General features: G+C 70.6%; 1 pseudogene. It reads right to left on the bottom strand.

Annotated features, from left to right (window positions below):
- Positions 1-222 (bottom strand): annotated as a pseudogene (gene prpB / locus ACZ2XM_RS15595) (methylisocitrate lyase); the annotation flags it as partial.
- Positions 223-255 lie beyond the last annotated feature (33 nt).

The following is a 255-nucleotide window of genomic DNA, read 5'->3' as shown; positions in this document are numbered from 1 at the left end:
CAGCGGCTCCAGCGTGCCCTCCGCGAGGAGCTGGTCGAGGCCGCGCTCGGCCGCTCCCATCGCCAGGCGCAGCAGGGAGACCGGCCAGATCACGATGTTCACGCCGATGTCGCGGAGCTGGTCGACGGTGAAGAGGTCGCTCTTGCCGAACTCGGTCATGTTGGCGAGGATCGGCACGTCGACCGCCGCCCGGATCGCGGCGAACTCGGACAGGTCGGCCATCGCCTCGGCGCACCCGATGGACGCTCTGCGCAC

The sequence above is a fragment of the Psychrobacter sp. CoH-33_TS_01 genome (assembly GCF_058189395.1).
The sequence above is the reverse complement of the archived record's forward strand: the minus strand, read 5'-3'. Positions and strand labels throughout refer to the sequence as shown.